The sequence below is a fragment of the Actinomyces oris genome, from assembly GCF_001937445.1.
Taxonomy (GTDB): domain Bacteria; phylum Actinomycetota; class Actinomycetes; order Actinomycetales; family Actinomycetaceae; genus Actinomyces; species Actinomyces acetigenes.
Genome location: NZ_MSKS01000087.1, coordinates 1 through 756, shown reverse-complemented (window position 1 = coordinate 756; position 756 = coordinate 1). Strand labels below are relative to the sequence as shown.

Below are 756 nucleotides of genomic sequence, written 5' to 3'. Positions count from 1 at the left end.
TGCTTAGCCCCCTTGGCGGCATTGGCTGCGTCGTCGGCGTGCTTGGAGCCATACCCCAGAGCCATGGCCACCATACCGGCAAACTTCTGACCTACGTCGTCGAGCAGGCGGTTGGCTTTGCTGAGCAGGCCTTTGAGGTTCTTGGCGGAGGTCACCACGTCGGTGACTTCTTTGGCCAGGCGGGTGGCCCAGGAGGACACGTCGGTGGCGATCGAGGACACCGCCCAGGGGGCGGCCACACCTGCGGTGAGGACCGTGATGCTCGCCTTTGACAGCAGCTTGCCGATGACGTCCGAGATCGCGTCGCGGACCATGTCGTGCACCATGCGCACGATCATCGAGGCCACCGTCAGCCCACTCGAGATCGCGCCGGCCACCCCTCCGGTCATGCGCAGGTGGGAGGCGGAGCCGGCCTGCAGGGTCTTGAAGGTCGCCACCGCCAAGGACTCCTGACCGGCCAGGCGACTGGAACACACCGTGTCCAGGTCGCTGGTGCACGAGCTCAGCTTGGTGGCGATGTTCGTCCACGTCGAGGCAGCCGCAGCCGTTGCGTGTGTGAGTGTGAGGCGGTGGGGGTCGAGTCGGAAGGACTCGACCCCCACCGTTGGTGGGTTGGTCAGTCAGGTGCCAGCTGGCCGGGCGGCTCGCGTGAGCACTCCCTTTCAGTGCTCAGCTGGCCAGGACTGCTGGGATGGCCTCGTCGAGGTACCACAGCCAGAAGGCCCGACGAGCGGGCACATCGGTTTTGTGAATCTT

General features: G+C 65.7%; 1 protein-coding gene and 1 pseudogene. Both read right to left on the bottom strand.

The window, feature by feature from the left end:
• Positions 1-602 (bottom strand): annotated as a pseudogene (locus BKH20_RS14885) (hypothetical protein); the annotation flags it as partial.
• Positions 603-669: 67 nt separating this feature from the next.
• The gene (locus BKH20_RS14170; RefSeq protein ID WP_256693119.1) at positions 670-753 is read right to left on the bottom strand and encodes an Imm5 family immunity protein; all 84 of its coding nucleotides are present in this window, start codon (positions 751-753) and stop codon (positions 670-672) included.
• Between the last annotated feature and the right edge of the window lie 3 nt (positions 754-756).